18 protein-coding genes and 1 tRNA gene are annotated in these 18,757 nt (G+C 68.4%); 11 read left to right on the forward strand and 8 right to left on the reverse strand.

Annotation, left to right across the window (positions count from 1 at the left end):
* Positions 1-79: 79 nt before the first annotated feature.
* The 3 genes from ABGB19_RS00395 to ABGB19_RS00405 all read left to right on the forward strand — a co-directional run bounded on the left by ABGB19_RS00395 (position 80) and on the right by ABGB19_RS00405 (position 2,920).
* Positions 80-2,212 carry an ATP-dependent DNA helicase UvrD2 gene (locus ABGB19_RS00395; RefSeq protein WP_347682858.1) on the forward strand — a complete coding sequence of 711 codons (2,133 nt, stop codon included), beginning with the start codon at positions 80-82 and terminating at the stop codon, positions 2,210-2,212.
* Between the two features lie 90 nt (positions 2,213-2,302).
* Positions 2,303-2,500 carry a hypothetical protein gene (locus ABGB19_RS00400; protein WP_347682860.1) on the forward strand — a complete coding sequence of 66 codons (198 nt, stop codon included), beginning with the start codon at positions 2,303-2,305 and terminating at the stop codon, positions 2,498-2,500.
* Between the two features lie 138 nt (positions 2,501-2,638).
* Complete coding sequence (locus ABGB19_RS00405; protein ID WP_347682862.1) at positions 2,639-2,920, forward strand: WhiB family transcriptional regulator; 282 nt, start codon at positions 2,639-2,641, stop codon at positions 2,918-2,920.
* Between the two features lie 97 nt (positions 2,921-3,017).
* On the opposite strand, the gene ABGB19_RS00410 is transcribed toward ABGB19_RS00405, so the two are convergent.
* The 3 genes from ABGB19_RS00410 to ABGB19_RS00420 are packed head-to-tail and all read right to left on the reverse strand — an operon-like array spanning position 3,018 to position 6,674.
* Positions 3,018-4,358, reverse strand: coding sequence for an AarF/UbiB family protein (locus tag ABGB19_RS00410; RefSeq protein WP_347682864.1), 1,341 nt, complete (start codon positions 4,356-4,358; stop codon positions 3,018-3,020).
* A gap of 42 nt (positions 4,359-4,400) precedes the next feature.
* Complete coding sequence (locus ABGB19_RS00415; protein WP_347682866.1) at positions 4,401-5,237, reverse strand: cyclodehydratase; 837 nt, start codon at positions 5,235-5,237, stop codon at positions 4,401-4,403.
* Between the two features lie 51 nt (positions 5,238-5,288).
* Positions 5,289-6,674, reverse strand: a complete 1,386-nt coding sequence (locus ABGB19_RS00420; RefSeq protein ID WP_347682868.1) for a zinc-dependent metalloprotease — start codon at positions 6,672-6,674, stop codon at positions 5,289-5,291.
* Positions 6,675-6,858: 184 nt separating this feature from the next.
* Between ABGB19_RS00420 and ABGB19_RS00425 the strand changes: the two genes are divergently transcribed.
* The 4 genes from ABGB19_RS00425 to ABGB19_RS00440 all read left to right on the forward strand — a co-directional run bounded on the left by ABGB19_RS00425 (position 6,859) and on the right by ABGB19_RS00440 (position 11,325).
* On the forward strand, positions 6,859-7,881 hold the full coding sequence (locus ABGB19_RS00425; protein WP_347682870.1) for a PDZ domain-containing protein: 1,023 nt from the start codon (positions 6,859-6,861) through the stop codon (positions 7,879-7,881).
* An 88-nt stretch (positions 7,882-7,969) separates the two neighbouring features.
* A complete protein-coding gene (locus ABGB19_RS00430) occupies positions 7,970-10,984 on the forward strand; it encodes a UPF0182 family protein (protein ID WP_347682872.1) in 3,015 nt (1,004 codons plus the stop codon).
* Between the two features lie 19 nt (positions 10,985-11,003).
* Positions 11,004-11,177, forward strand: coding sequence for a hypothetical protein (locus tag ABGB19_RS00435; protein WP_347682874.1), 174 nt, complete (start codon positions 11,004-11,006; stop codon positions 11,175-11,177).
* A gap of 74 nt (positions 11,178-11,251) precedes the next feature.
* Positions 11,252-11,325, forward strand: a tRNA-Met gene (locus ABGB19_RS00440).
* Between the two features lie 125 nt (positions 11,326-11,450).
* Here ABGB19_RS00440 and ABGB19_RS00445 read toward each other — a convergent pair.
* On the reverse strand, positions 11,451-11,909 hold the full coding sequence (locus tag ABGB19_RS00445) for a DoxX family protein (RefSeq protein WP_347682876.1): 459 nt from the start codon (positions 11,907-11,909) through the stop codon (positions 11,451-11,453).
* 90 nt (positions 11,910-11,999) lie between these two features.
* Here ABGB19_RS00445 and ABGB19_RS00450 point away from each other — a divergent pair, with 90 nt between their 5' ends.
* A complete protein-coding gene (locus ABGB19_RS00450) occupies positions 12,000-12,665 on the forward strand; it encodes a helix-turn-helix domain-containing protein (RefSeq protein WP_347682878.1) in 666 nt (221 codons plus the stop codon).
* Positions 12,666-12,701: 36 nt separating this feature from the next.
* Positions 12,702-12,893 carry a ferredoxin gene (locus tag ABGB19_RS00455; protein WP_347682880.1) on the forward strand — a complete coding sequence of 64 codons (192 nt, stop codon included), beginning with the start codon at positions 12,702-12,704 and terminating at the stop codon, positions 12,891-12,893.
* A gap of 27 nt (positions 12,894-12,920) precedes the next feature.
* On the opposite strand, the gene ABGB19_RS00460 is transcribed toward ABGB19_RS00455, so the two are convergent.
* Positions 12,921-13,769, reverse strand: a complete 849-nt coding sequence (locus tag ABGB19_RS00460; protein ID WP_347682882.1) for a superoxide dismutase family protein — start codon at positions 13,767-13,769, stop codon at positions 12,921-12,923.
* Between the two features lie 56 nt (positions 13,770-13,825).
* Here ABGB19_RS00460 and ABGB19_RS00465 point away from each other — a divergent pair, with 56 nt between their 5' ends.
* Entirely contained in the window at positions 13,826-14,578 is a 753-nt protein-coding gene (locus tag ABGB19_RS00465; RefSeq protein WP_347684638.1) for an alpha/beta fold hydrolase, read from the forward strand.
* A gap of 10 nt (positions 14,579-14,588) precedes the next feature.
* On the opposite strand, the gene ABGB19_RS00470 is transcribed toward ABGB19_RS00465, so the two are convergent.
* From ABGB19_RS00470 to ABGB19_RS00480, 3 genes are all read right to left on the reverse strand, one after another.
* Positions 14,589-15,560: an NADPH:quinone oxidoreductase family protein gene (locus ABGB19_RS00470; RefSeq protein ID WP_347682884.1), complete on the reverse strand. Its 972-nt coding sequence runs from the start codon at positions 15,558-15,560 to the stop codon at positions 14,589-14,591.
* Between the two features lie 116 nt (positions 15,561-15,676).
* A complete protein-coding gene (locus ABGB19_RS00475; RefSeq protein ID WP_347682886.1) occupies positions 15,677-16,927 on the reverse strand; it encodes a nucleotide disphospho-sugar-binding domain-containing protein in 1,251 nt (416 codons plus the stop codon).
* 5 nt (positions 16,928-16,932) lie between these two features.
* The gene (locus tag ABGB19_RS00480; RefSeq protein ID WP_347682888.1) at positions 16,933-17,526 is read right to left on the reverse strand and encodes a TetR/AcrR family transcriptional regulator; all 594 of its coding nucleotides are present in this window, start codon (positions 17,524-17,526) and stop codon (positions 16,933-16,935) included.
* A gap of 141 nt (positions 17,527-17,667) precedes the next feature.
* Between ABGB19_RS00480 and ABGB19_RS00485 the strand changes: the two genes are divergently transcribed.
* The gene (locus tag ABGB19_RS00485) at positions 17,668-18,633 is read left to right on the forward strand and encodes an alpha/beta hydrolase (protein ID WP_347682890.1); all 966 of its coding nucleotides are present in this window, start codon (positions 17,668-17,670) and stop codon (positions 18,631-18,633) included.
* Positions 18,634-18,757: the final 124 nt, after the last annotated feature.

An 18,757-nucleotide genomic window follows, 5' to 3' on the forward strand; every position in this document is an offset into this window, starting at 1 on the left:
CCATCAACGTAACCGATCGGCCGAACATGCCCGGCGGCCTACCGGCCATTTGTCACCCCGCCCTGCCAAGATGGACCGCATGTCGGTAGAGGTGGGATCGCGCACCGGCTCGAACCGAATCGAGGACCTCGACGACGAACAGCGTGAGGCCGTCCTGGCCGCCCGTGGCCCGGTGTGTGTGCTGGCGGGTGCGGGCACCGGCAAGACGCGCACCATCACCCGGCGCATCGCCCACCTCGTCGCGGCCGGGCATGTCGCGCCCGGGCAGGTCCTCGCGGTGACGTTCACCTCGCGTGCAGCGGGGGAGATGCGCGGGCGGCTGCGCGCGCTGGACGCTGCTTTCGGGGAGGTGGGCACGTCGTCGGTGCAGGCGATGACATTCCACGCCGCGGCGCGCCGCCAGCTTTCTTACTTCTGGCCGAGGGTCGTCGGCAGCACGTCATGGCAGCTGCTCGACACGAAGTTCTCGGTGGTCGCCCAGGCCGCCAACCGGGTGGGCATGTCCACCAGCACCGACGACGTACGCGATCTCGCGGGCGAGATCGAGTGGGCCAAGTCGTCGTTGATCAGCCCGGAGACCTATCCCGCGGCGGTCGGCCAGGCCGGGCGCGACGTCCCGTTCGACGCCGCGAAGGTCGCGGCGGTCTACGCCGGCTACGAGTCGCTGAAGGCCGGGCGCGACGGGACCACGCTGCTGGATTTCGACGACCTGCTGTTGCACACCGCCGCGGCGATCGAGAACGACGCCGCTGTCGCGCAGGAGTTCCGCGACCGCTACCGCTGCTTCGTCGTCGACGAGTACCAGGATGTGACTCCGCTGCAGCAGCGGGTGCTCGACGCCTGGCTCGGCGACCGCGATGACCTGACCGTCGTCGGCGACGCCAACCAGACCATCTACTCCTTCACCGGCGCCACCCCGCGCTACCTGCTCGACTTCTCCCGGCGGTTCCCCGATGCCGCGGTGGTCCGCCTGGAACGCGACTACCGGTCGACCCCGCAGGTGGTGTCGCTGGCCAATCGCGTCATCGCCGCCGCGCGAGGCCGGATGGCCGGCAGCAGGCTGCATCTCGTCGGCCAGCGTGACCCCGGCCCGGCGCCGTCGTTCGCCGAGCACACCGACGAGGTCGCCGAGGCCGCCGCGGTGGCCAAGAGCATCAAGCGACTCGTCGAATCCGGGACCGAACCGGCGGAGATCGCGGTGCTGTACCGCATCAACGCCCAGTCGGAGGTCTACGAGGAGGCACTCACCGAGGCCGGGATCCCGTTCCAGGTCCGCGGCGGTGAGGGGTTCTTCAGCCGACAGGAGATCCGCCAGTCGCTGGTCGCGCTGCAGCGCGCCTCCGAGAAGGACGCAGCACGCGATTCCGACAAACTGCCCGAGGCCGTGCGCGCGGTGCTGGAACCGCTCGGGCTCACCGCCGAAGCGCCCGCGGGCACCAAGGCGCGCGAACGGTGGGAGGCGCTGACCGCGCTGGCCGAACTCGTCGACGAGGAGGTCGCGCTGCGCCCGTCGCTGGACCTGCGGGCCCTGCTCGCCGAACTGCGCCAGCGCGCTGACGCCCGGCATCCGCCCGTGGTGCAGGGTGTCACGCTCGCGTCTTTGCACGCGGCCAAGGGGCTGGAGTGGGATGCGGTGTTCCTGGTCGGCCTCGCTGACGGCACGCTGCCGATCTCCCACGCGCTCGCGCACGGGCCCGACAGCGAGGCGGTCGAGGAGGAACGTCGGTTGCTCTACGTCGGAATCACAAGGGCGCGCGTGCATTTGACGCTGAGCTGGGCACTGTCGCGGACACCGGGTGGGCGGCAGAGCCGCAAGCCGTCACGATTCCTCAACGGCATCGCGCCGCAGTCGTCGGCCGATTCGCCCTCGCCGGCGAAGCCCCGCCGCCCACGCGGCGCGACGCCGCGCTGCCGGGTCTGTAACGGAGCGCTGACCACACCGCCGGCAATCATGTTGCGCCGCTGTGAGAGTTGCCCGTCAGACATCGACGAGGAACTGCTCACCGAGCTCAAGGACTGGCGGCTGCGCACTTCCAAGGAGATGAGCGTGCCCGCCTATGTGGTGTTCACCGACAACACGTTGATCGCGATCGCCGAGACGCTGCCCTGCGACGACGCCGCGCTGGTCGCGATCCCCGGCATCGGGGCGCGCAAGCTCGAGCAGTACGGCCCCGACGTCCTGGCGATGGTCAAAGGCCGTCAACCGTCGTAAAAATCGTGCCAAAACCGCAGGTCAGAAATTTGGTTGTGCCTCAAAGCTGTTACCCTTAGCCTCAAGATCACACACCCGATGGGTTCGAGCGTGCGAGAGGAGGGTGCCGACATCATGGCGAGCAATTACGCGTTCACCGGCGTAGGTGTTGCCGGCATGTCGTGGACCCTCCGTGTCGCCGCCGCCGCGCATCCCGCACACGCCGCCGCGGGTGCCGCCGCTGTCATCCCGCAGCGCAAGCGCCGCACCGCCGCGACTGCACCGTCCGTCGATCGGGGCACCACCTAGGTAAGCCCAGATCTCGCCGCAAGAGGCCACGGACCCGCAGTCAAACGGATCCGTGGCCTTCGTCATTCGAAGCCTCGACGATTATTCCCGGGTCCCGCAGAAGTCAACAGATACGACAAGGAAGCGAAAGGACTGGACATGTCAGCCGGGACATGCCGAGAGAAGACGACGTTGGCGGTGCCGTGTCACAGAGCCGATCCGGATCTGTGGTTCGCCGAGGACCCCGTCGAGCTCGAGCGGGCCAAGGCGTTGTGCGCGGATTGCCCTATCCGTCGCGAGTGCCTGGCCGCTGCGCTGGAACGCCAGGAGCCATGGGGCGTCTGGGGTGGCGAGATCCTCGAGCGGGGTGTCGTCATCGCCCGCAAGCGGCCGAGAGGCCGGCCGCGCAAGAGCACCGTGGGAAGCCCGGCAGCCGCATAGCGCTGCCGGGTTTTCCGCCGAGCGTCGGCACAATGACGGAATTCGCGGCTGATCCGTCATTATTCCGACTCTCGGCGCAGCGACTGCCGGCCTAAACCTAGGCCGCCTCGTCGGCGAACCCCGGAACCAGTTCGACGGCAAGCTTTTTCGCCGGCACGTGGGCGTCGAGCTGGCAGGCGATAGCGACGCACGATGCGATGACCCGCAGCGGGATCGCCAACTTGGCGGGCAGGTCCATCTGCCGTGCGGCCTTGATCTGGCCCGCCGCACGGTCCGGCCTCATGTTCGACGCGGTCAGCTTCTGCAGCCACTTACGGGTGTAGTGGAAGGTCTCGACCTCGAGCGGCTCGACGTATTGCCGCATGATGTCGTCCATTTCGCGCTTGGAGACCTGCTCGCCCTTCTGGACGAAGCCGATCTTCTGCATCGCGGTGAGCAGGTTGTCGTAGTCGTCGTGCAGCGCATACCGCGTCGCCAGCCCGATCTCGATCGGGATGCCGCCGGATAGCGGGGCGACGGCGCCGAAGTCGATGACGCCCATCTTGCCGTCGGGCAGCAGCATGAAGTTGCCCGGATGCGCGTCGCCGTGCATCATCTCCAGCCGGCGCGGCGCGTCGTAGGTCAGCTCGAACAGCCTGGTGGCCATCAGGTCTCGCTGTTGCTGGGTGCCTTCGCGGATGATCACCGACATCGGCACGCCCTCGATCCACTCCTGGATCACGACCTTCGGCGCGCTGGCCACGATGTGCGGCACGGTGAAGTGCGGGTGGCCCTCGTAGGCCTTGGCGAAGGCGCGTTGGTTGTCGGCCTCGAGTCGGTAGTCGAGCTCCATCTCGGTGCGTTCGATCAGCTCGTCAACCACGCTGTCCACGTCCGCGCCGGGGGAAAGCTGCTTGAGGACACCGACCATGCGCTGCATCGTCTTGAGGTCGGCGCGCAACGCCTCGTCGGCGCCGGGGTACTGGATCTTGACGGCCACCTCGCGGCCGTCGGCCCACACCGCCTTGTGCACCTGGCCGATGCTGGCCGACGCGACGGGCGTGTCCTCGAACGAGGAGAACCGTTCCCGCCACTTGGTGCCGAGTTGCTGGTCGAGCACCCGGTGCACCCGCGCGGCGGGCAGGGGCGGCGCCTCACGCTGCAGCTTGGTCAGCGCCTCGCGATAGGGCTTGCCGTACTGCTCGGGGATCGCGGCCTCCATGACCGAGAGCGCCTGGCCGACCTTCATCGCGCCGCCCTTGAGGTCGCCGAGCACGGTGAACAACTGCTGGGCGGCCTTGTCCATCAGCTCGGCGTTGACCTCGTCTTTCGACTTGCCGGTCAACCGTTTGCCGAAGCCCAGCGCGGCCCGGCCGGCCATGCCGACGGGCAGACTCGCCAGCTTGGCGTTGCGCGCGGCCCGGCCCCGCTTGATCTCACTCACCAGACCATCATCCACGACGAGGCTGAACACTCCGCAACGACTTGCCAACGCCCGATGTCAACACGGGCAGCGCGGATGCCGTGACCATCGCCGCGCGACCACCGATCCCACGTTGACGTCGAACTCCAGCGTGGTGTCTAGGGTCGGCGGTGGTTCGGCAGCCCGGTCCGGGTCGTCGCCGCCGCGCACCGCTCGCACCACACGGTCGATCTGGCTGAGCGCCAGCGCCGCCGTCGCCAGCATCGTGGCCCGATCGGCGTTGCCGACGGTGTGGCGCAACTGCGCGGCGACCGCAGGCCACGCGGCGTCGCGGTCACTGCGGTGCAGGTCGGCGCACTCCAGGCAGCTCGTCACGCCGGGGATCACCAACGGCCCGACCAGGCCGATGCCGTCGCGCACCCGCACCGCGAGGTGCGCCACCGCGCCGGCGTGCAGATCGCGGACCACCCGCGGATCGGCCACCAGGTAGTCGGCCAGCACCACCAGGTCCGTCGGCTCCGGTGGGACGCCGCTGTGAGTGCGGCTGCTCTGCGTGACGCGGGTGCCCGAACAGCGCAACGCCCCGGCCAGCAGGTCCGACAGCGGCCCGCGGCCGTGAACACGGACGGCCGCCGTCCTGGCGCCCGGCCGCGGATGACTCGTCACGAGCCCGGCCGCCAACAGCGACGCCACCAACGTCTCGACGATGGCCCCGTCGACGTCGGGCACGTCGGCGTGAAGGTCGGCCATCGTGGCACCGGATTGCAGATGGCGCAGCAGCGAGGCCAGCTCTGCGGCCGCCAGGCCGGTCGGCGGGCGGATCACGACGGCGCGCCGCGGATCCCAGCCCACCTGAACCGAGCCGTCGGGGCGCAGCAGGACCGGCGTCGCCGCGCTCATCGCGTATCGCGTCATCGCTCGAGCGTGCCACGGCCGCGGGCTCACCCCGACCGGTTATCCACAGGCTCAGAGCGCGGAGCCGTCGTCCTTGTCGTCGGGCTCACGCCCCTGATCCAGGGCGTCGGCGATGGCGCTGTCGATGCCGCTGGTGTCACCGCCGATCATCCGGTCGATGAACCCGGCATGCTCGTCGAGGTCCTCGGCGCCGGGCAGCAGATCCGGGTGCTGCCACACGCCGTCGCGGGCGTCCGCCCCGACCGCCTCGGTCAGCCGCTCCCAGAGCACCGCGGCCTCGCGCATCTTGCGGGGCCGCAGTTCGAGGCCGACGAGGGTGCCGAAGGTCTGCTCGGCGGGTCCGCCGGTGGCGCGCCGCCGGCGCATCGTCTCGGAGAGCGCCGACGTGCCCGGGATGCGGTCGCCGAGCGCAGCGGTGACGACGGTCTGCACCCAGCCCTCGATCAGCGCCAGCAGCGTCTCCAGCCGCTCCAGCGCAGCCGTCTGCTCCGGCGTCGCCTTGGGTTCGAAGATGCCCTGGTTGAGCAGTTGCTCCATCTGCGCCGGGTCGGCCAGCGCCGCCGGGTTGAAGCCTTGGGCCAGCTCCTCGATGCCGCTCATGTCGATCTTCATGCCGCGGGCGAACGCCTCGACGGTGTTGAGCAACTGGCTGGCCAGCCACGGCACGTGACTGAACAGGCGGTGGTGGGCCGCCTCCCGCGCGGCGAGGAAGGTGAGAATCTCGCTGCGCGGCTGCTCGAGCCCCTCGGACAGGGCCTCGACGGCCTCCGGCATCAGCGCCGCGACCCCCTTGGGGCCCAGCGGAAGCCCGACGTCGGTGGAGGTCAACACCTCTCGCGAGAGCTTGCCCAGCGCCTGGCCGAGCTGCGAGCCGAAGGCCATGCCGCCCATCTGGGTCATCATCGACAGCAGCGGCCCGGCCATGCTGCGGGCCTCCTCGGGCAGCGCGGAGGCCCACACCGCCGAAATCTGTTCGGCCACCGGATCACACAGCCGCTTCCAGGTGTCGAGCGTGTTGTCGATCCAGTCGGTGGGTGTCCACGCGACCGCCCTGCTGGTGCCCGCGGGCAGTGGGGTCACGCCGTCGAGCCAGGTCTCGGCGAGGTGCACCGCGTCGGCGATCGCGGCGCTAGTGCTCTCGGGCACCGGTGCGACGAACCCGATCTGGCTCGACGCCAGCTGCCGGGCCAGGTCGTAGTTCACCGGCCCGGACTGGGTGCCGCCTGCCATCACGTTGCCCGCACCGCTGAACATCTCGCCGAGACGGCTGAAGATCTGCCCGAGCTGCGACATGTCGAACTCGGAGCCGCCGGGCCCCAATCCGAAGGGATCCGCGCCGGCACCCGAATCGGGGTCCTTCTTGGGCTTGTCGCGCTCAGGGTCGTCCCCGGAGGAGAAGCCGAAAGGCAGGTCAGCCATGTGCTCAACCGTACTCACCTGCGCTCGATGATGCGGCTGGGCAGGTCACGCCGACAGCGAACCCGTCGCCGATCGTGTGCCCTGGCGCGCCGATTTCTGCGCCATGGTCGTTGATCGGCGCGTCTGACAGCCCTTGTGCAGATCTCGCCGAACGACGATCGTGGCGGGGGTCACGTGCGCCCCAACCTTTACATTGGGCGGCGTGAACAGGCGGATACTCACGTTGCTCGTCGCGCTCGTCCCCATCCTGGTGTTCGGGGTGCTGGTGTCGGTGGTGACGGTGCCCTATGTGTCGCTGGGACCGGGGCCGACGTTCAACACGCTTGGCGAGGTCGACGGTAAGCAGGTCGTCGACATCGAGGGCGCCGACGTCTATCCGACCTCGGGACACCTCAACATGACCACGGTGTCGCAACGCAGCGACATCACGCTGGGTCAGGCGTTGACGCTGTGGCTGTCGGGCCGCGAGCAGCTGGTGCCGCGCGATCTGGTGTACCCGCCGGACAAGACGCGCGAGCAGGTCGACGAGGCCAACACCACCGACTTCCGCCAGTCCGAACGCAGCGCCGAGTACGCCGCGCTGCTGTACTTGAAATACCCGATGGCGGTGACGGTGGAGAACGTCAACGATGACGGGCCCTCGGTGGACAAGCTGCAGGCGGGCGACGCCATCGACGGCGTCAACGGGAAGCCCGTGGCCACGCTCGACGAGTTCCAGGCGCTGCTGAAGGACACCAAGCCCGGTGACACCGTGGTGCTCGACTACCGCCGCAAGGACGGCCCGCCCGGCGTCGCGACCATCACGTTGGGCAAGCATCCCGAACGCGATCAGGGCTATCTCGGGATCGGAGTGCTCGACGCGCCGTGGGCGCCGTTCTCGGTGGACTTCAACCTCGCCAACATCGGCGGCCCGTCGGCCGGCCTGATCTTCTCCCTCGCCGTCGTCGACAAGCTCACCACCGGCGATCTCAACGACGGCAAGTTCGTCGCGGGCAGCGGAACCATCACCGGCGACGGCGAGGTCGGCTCGATCGGCGGCATCACCCACAAGATGCTGTCCGCGCGGGAGGCAGGGGCGAGTATGTTCCTGGTGCCGGCCGACAACTGCGAGGAAGCCAAGACCGCACCGCAGGACGGCCTGGAACTGGTGAAGGTGGACACGCTGGCCACCGCGGTGGATGCGCTGAAGACGCTTTCCGCTGGTGGCGAACGCCCCCATTGCTGAGTCATCGGGCGGCCGACGGCGACCTGCGGTTGCGTAGAGTTGGGGCACGTCGAGTCACGACGTGTGGGAATAAGACTGGAGTCGACGAGTGGGTATGCGGCCCGCGGCACGAATGCCGAAGCTGACACGACGTAGCCGGATTCTCATCGGGGTGGGGGTCCTCGCGGTCCTGCTCTTGCTGATCGGGCCGCGGCTGATCGACACCTACGTCGACTGGTTGTGGTTCGGCGAACTGGGCTACCGCTCGGTGTTCACCACCGTGCTGCTCACCCAGGTCATCCTGTTCTTCGTGGTCGCGCTGCTGATCGGGGCCATCCTGTTCGCCGGGCTGGCGCTGGCCTACCGCACCCGGCCGGTGTTCGTGCCGACCAACGGCCCCAACGACCCGGTCGCGCGCTACCGCACCGCGGTGATGACCCGGCTGCGCCTGATCGGCTTCGGCGTGCCCGCCCTCATCGGCCTGTTCGTCGGGCTGTTCGCCGTCGGCCAGTGGGAAACGGTGCAGCTCTTCCTGCACGGCAACAGCTTCGGGATCACCGACCCCCAGTTCGGCAAGGACCTCGGCTTCTACGCCTTCGACCTGCCGTTCTACCGCATGGTGTTGAACTACCTGTTCGTCGCGGTGTTCCTGGCGTTCCTGGCAAACCTGGTGGGGCACTACGTGTTCGGTGGCATCCGGCTGTCCGGCCGTACCGGCGCGCTGAGCCGCTCGGCGCGCATCCAGTTGATCTCGCTGGTCGGCGTCCTGATGCTGCTGAAGGCCGCCGCCTACTGGTTGGACCGCTACGAACTGCTGAGCCACACCCGCGGCGGCAAGCCGTTCACCGGGGCCGGCTACACCGACATCAACGCGGTGCTGCCCGCCAAGCTGATCCTGCTGGCCATCGCGGTGATCTGCGCGGCCGCGGTGTTCTCGGCCATCGTGCTCAGGGATCTGCGCATTCCGGCCATCGGCGTGGTGCTGCTGCTGCTGTCGTCGCTGGTGGTCGGCGCGGGCTGGCCGCTGGTTGTCGAACAGTTCAGCGTCAAACCCAATGCGGCGCAGAAGGAAAGCGAATACATCAGCCGCAGTATCGCCGCCACCAGGCAGGCCTACGGGCTGACCGACGAGGTGGTGTCCTACCGCAGTTACCCGGGCGACGCCCCGGCCACCGCCCAACAGGTGGCGGCCGACCGGGCGACCACGTCCAACATCCGGCTGCTCGACCCGACCATCGTCAGCCCGGCGTTCACCCAGTTCCAGCAGGGCAAGAACTTCTACTACTTCCCCGACCACCTCAACATGGACCGCTACCAGGGCCGCGACGGCAACCTGCGCGACTTCGTGGTGGCCGCACGCGAGCTCAACCCGGACCGGTTGATCGACAACCAGCGCGACTGGATCAACCGGCACACCGTCTACACCCACGGCAACGGGTTCATCGCCTCGCCGGCCAACACCGTGCGTGGCGTGGCCAACGACCCGAACCAGAACGGTGGCTACCCGGAGTTCCTGGCCAGCGTCGTCGGGGCCAACGGCAACGTCGTCTCACCGGGACCCGCGCCGCTGGACCAGCCGCGCGTCTACTTCGGTCCGGTCATCGCCGACACCCCGGCGGACTACGCGATCGTCGGCGAGAACGGCGCCCCGCGTGAGTACGACTACGAGACCAACACCGAGACCCGCAACTACACCTACACCGGACGCGGCGGTGTGCCGGTCGGCAACTGGCTGGCGAGGTCGTTGTTCGCGGCCAAGTTCGCGGAGCGAAACTTCTTGTTCTCCAATGTGATCGGCGAGAACAGCAAGATCCTGTTCAACCGTGACCCCTCGAAACGCGTGGAGGCGGCGGCGCCGTGGCTGACCACCGACACCAGCGTCTACCCGGCGATCGTGAACAAGCGGATGGTGTGGATCGTCGACGGCTACACCACGCTGGACAACTATCCGTACTCGGAGCTGACGACGCTGTCGAGCGCCACCGCGGACTCCAACGAAGTGGCGATCAACCGGTTGCAGCCCGACAAGCAGGTGTCCTACATCCGCAACTCGGTCAAGGCGACGGTCGACGCCTACGACGGCACCGTGACCCTGTACGCCCAGGACGAGCAGGACCCGGTGCTGCAGGCGTGGATGAAGGTGTTCCCGGACACCGTGAAGCCGAAGAGCGAGATCACCCCCGAACTGCAACAGCACCTGCGCTACCCGGAGGACCTGTTCAAGGTGCAGCGCGCGCTGCTGGCCAAGTACCACGTCGACGACCCGGTGACGTTCTTCTCGACGTCTGACTTCTGGGACGTGCCGCTGGACCCGAACCCGACCGCCAGCAGCTACCAGCCGCCGTACTACATCGTCGCCAAAGACCTTGCCCGCAACGACAGTTCGCCGTCGTTCCAGCTGACCAGTGCGATGAACCGGTTCCGCCGCGACTTCCTGGCCGCCTACATCAGCGCGAGCTCGGATCCCGACACCTACGGCAAGCTCACGGTGTTGACGATTCCGGGCCAGGTCAACGGCCCGAAGCTGGCGTTCAACGCGATCAGTACCGACACCACGGTCAGCCAGGACCTCGGCGTCATCGGCCGGGACAACCAGAACCGCATCCGGTGGGGCAACCTGCTCACGCTGCCCGTGGGGCAGGGCGGATTGCTCTACGTCGCACCGGTGTACGCCTCGCCGGGGAGCAGCGACGCGGCGTCGTCGTACCCCCGTCTGATCCGCGTGGCGATGATGTACAACGACAAGGTCGGCTACGGTCCGACGGTGCGCGATGCGCTCACCGAACTGTTCGGGCCCGGTGCCGACGCGACGGCCACCGGGCCGGCGCCCATTGCCGGCCCCGGCGGTCAGCAACCCGCTGCGCAGCCACCCGCCGACGGGCAGGCGCCTGCGGCGCAGCCGCCGGGCAACCAGGAGGGCCGGGCCCCGGAGGTGCCGACGCCGGCGGCGGTGCCGCCGGGTGGCCCCGTGCAGCTGTCGGGTGCCAAAGCCGCTGCGCTGCAGGAGGTCAACACCGCGCTCGACGCGCTGCGGGACGCTCAGCAGAGCGGTGACTTCGGTGACTACGGCGAGGCGCTGCAGCGTCTCGACGACGCGATGAACAAGTACCAGTCGGCCAGCTGACCCTACTTCTGGCGCGTCCGTGCAGCGGTCGTCGACGGGCGGGCAGCTGCCGAACTTCGCCCCGTCGGAGGATCCGGGCCGGGCGGCACGCGTCTACGACGCCGAGGTCTTGCAGCGGTTGGCGTCCCTGGCCGACCGTCATGATCCGGCCGGCGTTTTCCGCATCGGCCAATTCGTCCGAATTCAGCCGTGAGCGGAGTCACGCTCATCGGTGACCGCGCGATTTGGAACTGCGCGAGCGCTTTCGGTAACGTTGCGTTCACCCGACGCGGGGTGGAGCAGCTCGGTAGCTCGCTGGGCTCATAACCCAGAGGTCGCAGGTTCGAATCCTGTCCCCGCTACAAAGTGAAAACGGCCCCCGGAGACGTCTCCGGGGGCCGTTTTCGTACCGCCTGCGAGCGGAGTCGTGAACCTCCGGCGCATCCGGTCGCCGGCCGGCGCGCCGGATGTGCTGCGAGGCAATCGATCACCGGGTTGCGCGGCTGCCCCGGGCCGGGTCGTAGACGGTCGCCAGGCGGGCGAGGGTCAAGGCGCCCAGCAGCAAGCCGAAGTCACGCAGGGCGACGTCGTAGAAGCCGGGGTAGCTCACCAGGTTGACGATGATCGCCGCGAGCCAGGCGGCCACGAGGTAGGCCCCGTATCGGGGCTTGATGGCCACCGTGAGTCCGGCGACGATCTCGATCACCCCCACCACCAGCATCGTGTGCTGCGCGCTGAGCGGGCTGAGGTCAACGATCCACGGTGCGAGGTAGGTGTCCCACCTGGTCAGCACGTCGGTGAATTTGTCGAGGCCGAACACGATCGGCAGCACCGAGAATCCGATCCTCAACAGCAGGAACGCTCCATAGGCGGGCTCGGTGCGAGCCCGCTGCAGCGCACCTGTCACCGACGGAGTCCTGGTCGGTTGAACATCTGAGGTAGCCACTGCGTCCTCCTTCTATAGACAATATCTTGTTCTTTTAGAAGACGCCGCGGCCGAGGTTTTGTCAAGAGTTTTTGGTGTTAGAGTTGACGGGTGGCCGCGTCGCACTTTGCCGACCCGTCGGCGTTGTCCGCGCTGAGCGCACTGGACGACCCGGTGCGCCGGCGGTTGTACGAGTACGTCGCTGCGCGCGATACGCCGGTTTCGCGGGAGGACGCCGCGACCGCCGTCGGAATCGGGCGTACCTTGGCGGCCTATCACCTCGACAAGTTGGCCGACGCCGACTTGCTCGCCGTCAGCTATCAGCGACCGGCGGGGCGCGCAGGGCCCGGTGCAGGACGCCCGGCCAAGCTGTACACCCGCACCCTCGCGGAAGTAGTGGTCAGCGTGCCGCCCCGCGACTACCTGTTACTGGCGAGGTTGCTCGTCTCAGCGATCGAGCAGGATCGCGGCGGGTCGATCCGGGCAGCGCTCAATCAAGCCGCTCGCGGCGCCGGCCGCAGCGCTGCCCGAGACGCCGGCGGCGACGTCATGGCGGCCCTTCGTGACTGTGGGTATCTTCCCCTCGCGGACGGTGACGGCTGTATCTCGTTGCAGAACTGTCCTTTTCGCTCGGTGGCGAAGGATCATCTCGATGTGGTGTGCGGATTGAATCTCGAATTGGTCGAGGGCGTCATCGACGGCGGCGCCCGCCCCGGCGTCCGCGCAGAACTACGCCCCCGGCCTGGGCGGTGCTGCGTGGTGATTCGGGATGCCTAGCGCCCCGAACGACGAGAGCGGAGGAAGGGAGAAGTCATGCGTGTCGTAGTGGATCGTGATCGCTGTGAAGGCAATGCCGTCTGCGTGAGAATCGCACCGGAGGTTTTCCAGCTCGACGACGATGACTACGCCGTCGTCACCGCCGACCCCGTGCCCGCCGAGCAGGAGACGCGCGTAGGGCAGGCCATCGCCGAGTGCCCGCGGGCAGCCCTGTCGCGCGAAGATTGAGCCCGCGCAGGGCCCGGCGCGCTTCCGTCAGCCACCCGGAGGCGGTGGGCTCTCGACCGGAGTCGTCGTTGTCGTCGTCGGCGCGGTCGTGGTCGTCGTTTCCGCCGTGGTGGCGCTCGTCGTCTCCGTGACCGGCGGCGGCACCACCGTCGGGCTGATCACGGTCGTCTCGGTGATCGTGGCCGGCATCGTGGTGGTGGTGGTCGTCGTCGTGGTGGTGGGCGACGTCGTCGTCGCCGACACCGATTCGATGACCCCGCAGGCCACCCGCCCGCCCGCATCACCCGTGGCGAGCGTGTCCTGATCCGGCCCCTTCGTTCCGTCGGGCTGGCTGTAGCGGTCGGGTATGTGTCCGAAGTTGTCCTCGTCCTGATGGATCATCAGCGCGGTGCCCTCGCCCGCCAGCAGATCCTGGGCGGTGAACGCGTCGGTGGTGGTGACCAGTTCGGCCGACCCGTCGGAGCGGACCTCGAGCGAGGTGAGGTCGCCGCTGGCCGGATGACCGGTCTTGCCGGGCGCCTGGAAGTGAGCGCCCGCGGACAGGAAGTCGCCGGGCTCTCCTCCCGTGGGCGCCACCGAGTTGGCCTCGCACTTGCCGACCGCGTGGATGTGCATGCCGTGGAAGCCTGGACTGAGGACGCCGCTCTCGATCGTTTCGACCGTCACTCTGGCGAAGCCGTTGGCGAAGTCCAGGGTCGCGTCGGCGACCGGGGTGCCGTCGGCGGTCTTGAGTTGAGCGGTCAGCCGTTCCGTCCCGGCGGGTGCCGCCTCGGTGGTCGTGGTTTCCTCGCCCGCCTGATCCGACGAGCTGCAGCCGCTCAGGGCGGCGATCGGCGCCGCCAGCAGGGCAGCCGCGATGACGATTCGATTGGCCATGCCCGACGGCGTACCCACAGAAGTGATCGCCGACACATGGTGACAGTATGACGCGCGTGGGCGAGCGCGTGACCTTTCCGAGCACCACCGGACCCGCTCTGGCGGGCATCGTCGACCTTCCGGAGGTCGACGTCCGCGGCTGGGGCGTGTTCGCGCACGGGTTCACCCTCGGCAAGGACAGCCCGGCCGCGAGCCGGATCTGCAAGCAACTCGCCGATGAAGGCATCGGCATGTTGCGGTTCGACAACCTCGGCCTCGGCGATTCCGAAGGCGACTGGGGCGACGGCTCCTTCTCCAACAAGGTCGCCGACACCGTGCGCGCGGTGGAGTTCATGAACTCGCAAGGCCGCGAGGTGCACCTGCTGGTGGGCCACTCGTTCGGCGGCTCGGCGGTCATCGCCGCCGCGCACGACTGTCCGAGCGTCGCCGCTGTGGCCAGTATCGGCGCGCCCTACGAGCCGGCCCACGTCGAGCGCATCTACGACGCCCTGTGTGAACGCATCGAGGCCGAGGGCGAGGCGCAGTTGCTCATCGGCGGCAAGGCGCTCACCCTCAAGCGGCACTTCATCGAAGACGTCCGCAACGCCGACCTCCACGATCGCATCGGCTCGCTCAAACGCGCGCTGCTGGTCATGCACTCGCCGACCGACAACACCGTCGGCATCGACAACGCCAGCGAGATCTTCCGCGCCGCCCGGCACCCGCGCAGCTTCGTCTCGCTCGAAGGCGCCGACCATCTGCTCACCGAGAAGAACCAGGCGGCCCGGGCCGCCCGCATCATCAGCGCCTGGGCCGACCCCTACCTCTGAGGGCCACCGCTCACCGCACCGCGACGACGACCTTGCCCTTCGCCGACCGGTCCTCCAGCGCCGCGATCGCGTCCGCGGCCCGCTCGAACGGGAAGACCTGCGGCTCCGGCGCCGACACCTTGCCCGACGCCAGTAGCTGCTCCAGTTCGGCCCACTGCTGGGCCAGGTAGCCCGGGTGCGTCAGCGTCCACGCGCCCCACCCGACACCGACGACGTCGACGTTGTTCAGCAGCAACCGGTTCACCTTGACCGTCGGGATCTCACCGCCGGTGAAGCCGATGACCAGCAGCCGCCCACCGGGCGCCAGCGACCGTAGCGAGTCGGTGAACCGGTCGCCACCGACCGGGTCGACGACGATGTCCACGCCGCGCCCGTCGGTCAACCCCTTCACGGCGTCCTTGAAACCGTCCGCCAGCACCACATCGGTCGCCCCCGCCGCCTCCGCGACCGACGCCTTCTCAGAAGTGCTCACCACCGCGATCACCCGCGACGCGCCCCACGCCGGCGCCAACCGCAGCGTCGACGTGCCGATACCGCCCGCCGCACCGTGCACCAGCACGGTCTCGCCCTCGGCCAGCCGCCCCCGCGTCCGAAGCGCGTGGTGCATCGTCAGGTCGTTGAACAGCAGACCGGCGCCGGCCTCGAACGACACGTTGTCGGGCAGCTTGAACACCCGATCCGCCGGCAGCGCAACGACTTCCGCCATCGCCCCACACAGCATCGTCAGCGCCGCGACGCGGTCGCCCGCCGATACGTGCGCACCCTCGGGTGCGCTGCGCACCACGCCCGCCACCTCACCGCCGGGCGTGTAGGGCATCTCCGGCTTGTACTGGTAGAGCCCGCGCGACTGCAGCACATCGGGGAACGCCACTCCCGCGGCGTGCACGTCGACGACCACCGCACCGGAACCGTCCGGTTCGTCGAGCTCCACGAGCTTCGCGGCCTGAGGTCCGTCGAGGCTGGCTATCTGAATCGCGCGCATGGCGCCTATTTAACATCCTCGAATGCCCGCAATCCGCGCCGCGGTGCTGCTCGACGGGCCGGACGCCGACCTCGCGCCGCGTGGCCGGCAGCGTCACGGCGAAAAGCTGCACTCCCTCAGGCAGTAAGACCTCGTCCGATTCGGCCCAGGACACGTTGCTCGATGAGGTCGGCGCCGCGGGCCACCCCACCTGTTGCGAGGAAACCGGCTGCGACCCGTTTCGCGCCATCGGTCATCGCCATCGCTTCACGGACCTTCGCTCGTAGGCTGGCCGGGCTTAGCTTCTTCGCCGGCAGGCGGGTCCCACAGTGCGCGACTTCGACCCGCCGCGCGGTCTCGAACTGGTCGCGTCCGAACGGCACCACGCACACCGGCACGCCACGGCTCAATGCCTTCTGCGTGACTCCCATCCCGCCATGCGTCACCGCGCACACCGAGCGGTCCAGCACAATGCCGTGCGGCACGAATTCGCGCAGCGTCGCATTGGACGCCGGGTTGAGGCCGGCGGGCAGCCCCGCCGGAAGGGTGGCCACCAGATGCACCGGCTCGTTGGCCAGCGCCGTCATCGCGGTCGCCACAAGCTGCTCATCGGCCTGCTTCTCTGACGACGTGCTGACCAGCACGATGGGCCGATCAATCTCGGCCAGCCATTGCGGCGTCGTGTCGGTCGGAGGTTCGAACGTGCATGGTCCAATCATCTGCACGGCCTCGCCCCATTCCGTTTGTGGATACTCGAACGGCTTACCGCTGGCCACGAGCATGAGCGGTGCCCGCCGAACAAACTGGTCCGCCGATGCAACCCGCGGCGCTCCAACCTCGGCGCGAATCTTGTTGAGCGGCGGCAACATCGCCTTCTCGAGCACGCCCATCACCAACGGTCGCACCGCGGCGTCTCGCACCCGTCCCAGAACGCCGGGCAGTGGTTTCAAGCCTGGGCCGAAGGGCGGAACCCCAGGCGATTTCAGCAGCGGGGTGTATGGAGCGAAACACGTCCACGGAATGTCCCCGGCATCCGACACGGAGAGCGCACCCCAGCAATTGACATCGACGATCGACGCGTCCGGGCGGACACGGGCAACGGCATCGGCATAATCGCGAACCTCAACGACCGCGCGCTGGCAGAACACGTCGATCGTCCTCTTCAGTGTGGCACGGACATTGGGTGCTCGCCAATCATCGTGGACGATCGCTTCGATCCTCGGATCGATGGCATCGGTGGTGAAGCCGAGCTCCTGCCCGGCCACGACGCCTGCGGACAGCGTCCGCAGGTGGATTCGATGGCCGCGGCGCGACAACTCCGACAAGAGAGCGCTGATCGGGAACAGATGGCCGAGCGCCGGGGACGTGTAGGCCAATATCGTTGCCATCCTCGTCATCCTTTCGAACAGTGGGGTTCGAGCAACTCGCGCAGTGCGACCTCGGTTTGTTGGCGCGACAGCCCCTGCCGGATGCGTAGGACTTGCCAGGTCCACACGTCGCAGATAGCGATCAGCTGGGCGCGCCGACGATTCCTGTCCGGCAATTCAAGGGAATCCAGGGTCGCAGCGAAAACCCTCTCGCACCACCGCTGGTGAAAATCACGACCCGCCACGAGCACCGGTCGGATCGCAGGCGTGGACGACTCCTCGCCAAGCATCTTCAACACCAACCGGCCGTGCGCTTCATAATGCTCAACCAGGTTGGCCAGCGAGTCGTCGAGGTCGTTCGGTGTCGCGCGGCCGCGCTGAGCGACGATCTCGTCACCGAGCCGCGAGATTGCCTCCGCGAACAGCGTGTCCTTGTCACCGAAGCGGCGCAAGACGGTTTGGACCGTCACACCGGAGCGCTCGGCAATGTCGGCGAGGGCGATCTCGGCGATGGTTTTCTCGGTGAACAGTTGCTTGGTCGTAGCCAGGATTTTTTCGGCGGTCTCGGCTGCGGCGGCGGCTCTCGTCGTCATGCGATACGGCCTGGTCGCCGCTTTCATGTTAGTGAGATTAACACGGAATAAGGAGGCGTGGAAGGGGCTAGCTCACCGCGAAAGCGGGCGTGGTGGTGAAACTCCTCCTGCCCACCGGACGATATGGTCAATATCCCGGCAACGTTGCCGAGGTCGAACGGAGCGCACATGAGTCGTGGCCCCCGGGGCGCATCGCACGCCCACGTCTTCGCCCCCGCCGGTGAGCTGCCGCCCGGCCGCGAGGTCACCGTCCGCTCGACGGACGGCACCCGCCTGCATGCCGAGGTCTTCGGGCCCGACGACGGCTACCCGATCGTGCTGGCCCACGGCATCACCTGCGCGCTGCGGGTATGGGCGCACCAGATCAGCGATCTGTCGCAGGACTACCGTGTCATCGCCTTCGACCACCGCGGCCACGGCCGCAGCGCGGTTCCGCGGGGCCGCCACGGTTACAGCCTGGACCACCTCGCGGCCGACCTCGACGCCGTCCTGGAAGCCACGCTGAGCCCCGGCGAACGGGCGGTCATCGCCGGCCATTCGATGGGCGGGATCGCGATCACCTCGTGGGCCGAGCGCCACGCGAACCGGGTCACCGAGCGGGCCGACGCGGTCGCACTGATCAACACCACCACCGGCGATCTGCTGCGGCACGTGCAGTTCCTGTCCGTTCCCGAACGGCTGGCCGGGTTGCGGGTGCGCACGGCGGGCCCGCTGCTCAAGACCGTCGCGGCGGTTCCGTTGCTGCTCGCCGAGGCGCCGAGCCGGTTCATCGTGTCGATGCTGGCGGTCGGCCGCGATGCCGACCCGGCGATCACCGCCTTCGTCCACGAGCTGTTCGCCGCCACGCATCCCAACGGCCGTGGTGGCTGGGCCAGGACGCTGGTCGATTCCATGGGCTCCGTACACATCGGCATGCAGAATCTGACCGTGCCGACACTGGTCATCGGCAGCCACCAGGACCGGTTGCTGCCGATCACCTCCGCGCGGCGGATCGCCGAGGCCGCGCCGAACCTCGCGGGTTTCGTCGAGCTGGCCGGCGGGCACTGCGCGATCCTGGAACGCCCGCACGAGGTCAACGAGCAGTTGCGACTGCTGATCGAGTCGGCGACGGTCGAGCGTCGCGCCAGTTCCTAAGTCCGATTGCCGGACTCCTCATCGCGGCTCGTGCCTCGCCGCTTGATCGTCGTCCGTCTAGCACCGATTGCCGGACTCCTCATCGCGGCTCGTGCCTCGCCGCTTGATCGTCGTCCGTCTAGCA

The sequence above is a fragment of the Mycobacterium sp. B14F4 genome (assembly GCF_039871645.1).
In the GTDB taxonomy this organism is placed as follows: Bacteria; Actinomycetota; Actinomycetes; order Mycobacteriales; family Mycobacteriaceae; genus Mycobacterium.

What these genes read in the sequence shown, in the direction of transcription:
- ABGB19_RS00395 (WP_347682858.1), top strand. Translation starts at nt 80, where the DNA reads ATGTCGGTAGAGGTGGGATCGCGCACCGGCTCGAACCGAATCGAGGAC.
- ABGB19_RS00405 (WP_347682862.1), top strand. Translation starts at nt 2,639, where the DNA reads ATGTCAGCCGGGACATGCCGAGAGAAGACGACGTTGGCGGTGCCGTGT.
- ABGB19_RS00415 (WP_347682866.1), bottom strand. Translation starts at nt 5,237, where the DNA reads ATGACGCGATACGCGATGAGCGCGGCGACGCCGGTCCTGCTGCGCCCC.
- ABGB19_RS00455 (WP_347682880.1), top strand. Translation starts at nt 12,702, where the DNA reads ATGCGTGTCGTAGTGGATCGTGATCGCTGTGAAGGCAATGCCGTCTGC.
- ABGB19_RS00460 (WP_347682882.1), bottom strand. Translation starts at nt 13,769, where the DNA reads ATGGCCAATCGAATCGTCATCGCGGCTGCCCTGCTGGCGGCGCCGATC.
- ABGB19_RS00470 (WP_347682884.1), bottom strand. Translation starts at nt 15,560, where the DNA reads ATGCGCGCGATTCAGATAGCCAGCCTCGACGGACCTCAGGCCGCGAAG.
- ABGB19_RS00475 (WP_347682886.1), bottom strand. Translation starts at nt 16,927, where the DNA reads ATGGCAACGATATTGGCCTACACGTCCCCGGCGCTCGGCCATCTGTTC.
- ABGB19_RS00480 (WP_347682888.1), bottom strand. Translation starts at nt 17,526, where the DNA reads ATGAAAGCGGCGACCAGGCCGTATCGCATGACGACGAGAGCCGCCGCC.
- ABGB19_RS00485 (WP_347682890.1), top strand. Translation starts at nt 17,668, where the DNA reads ATGAGTCGTGGCCCCCGGGGCGCATCGCACGCCCACGTCTTCGCCCCC.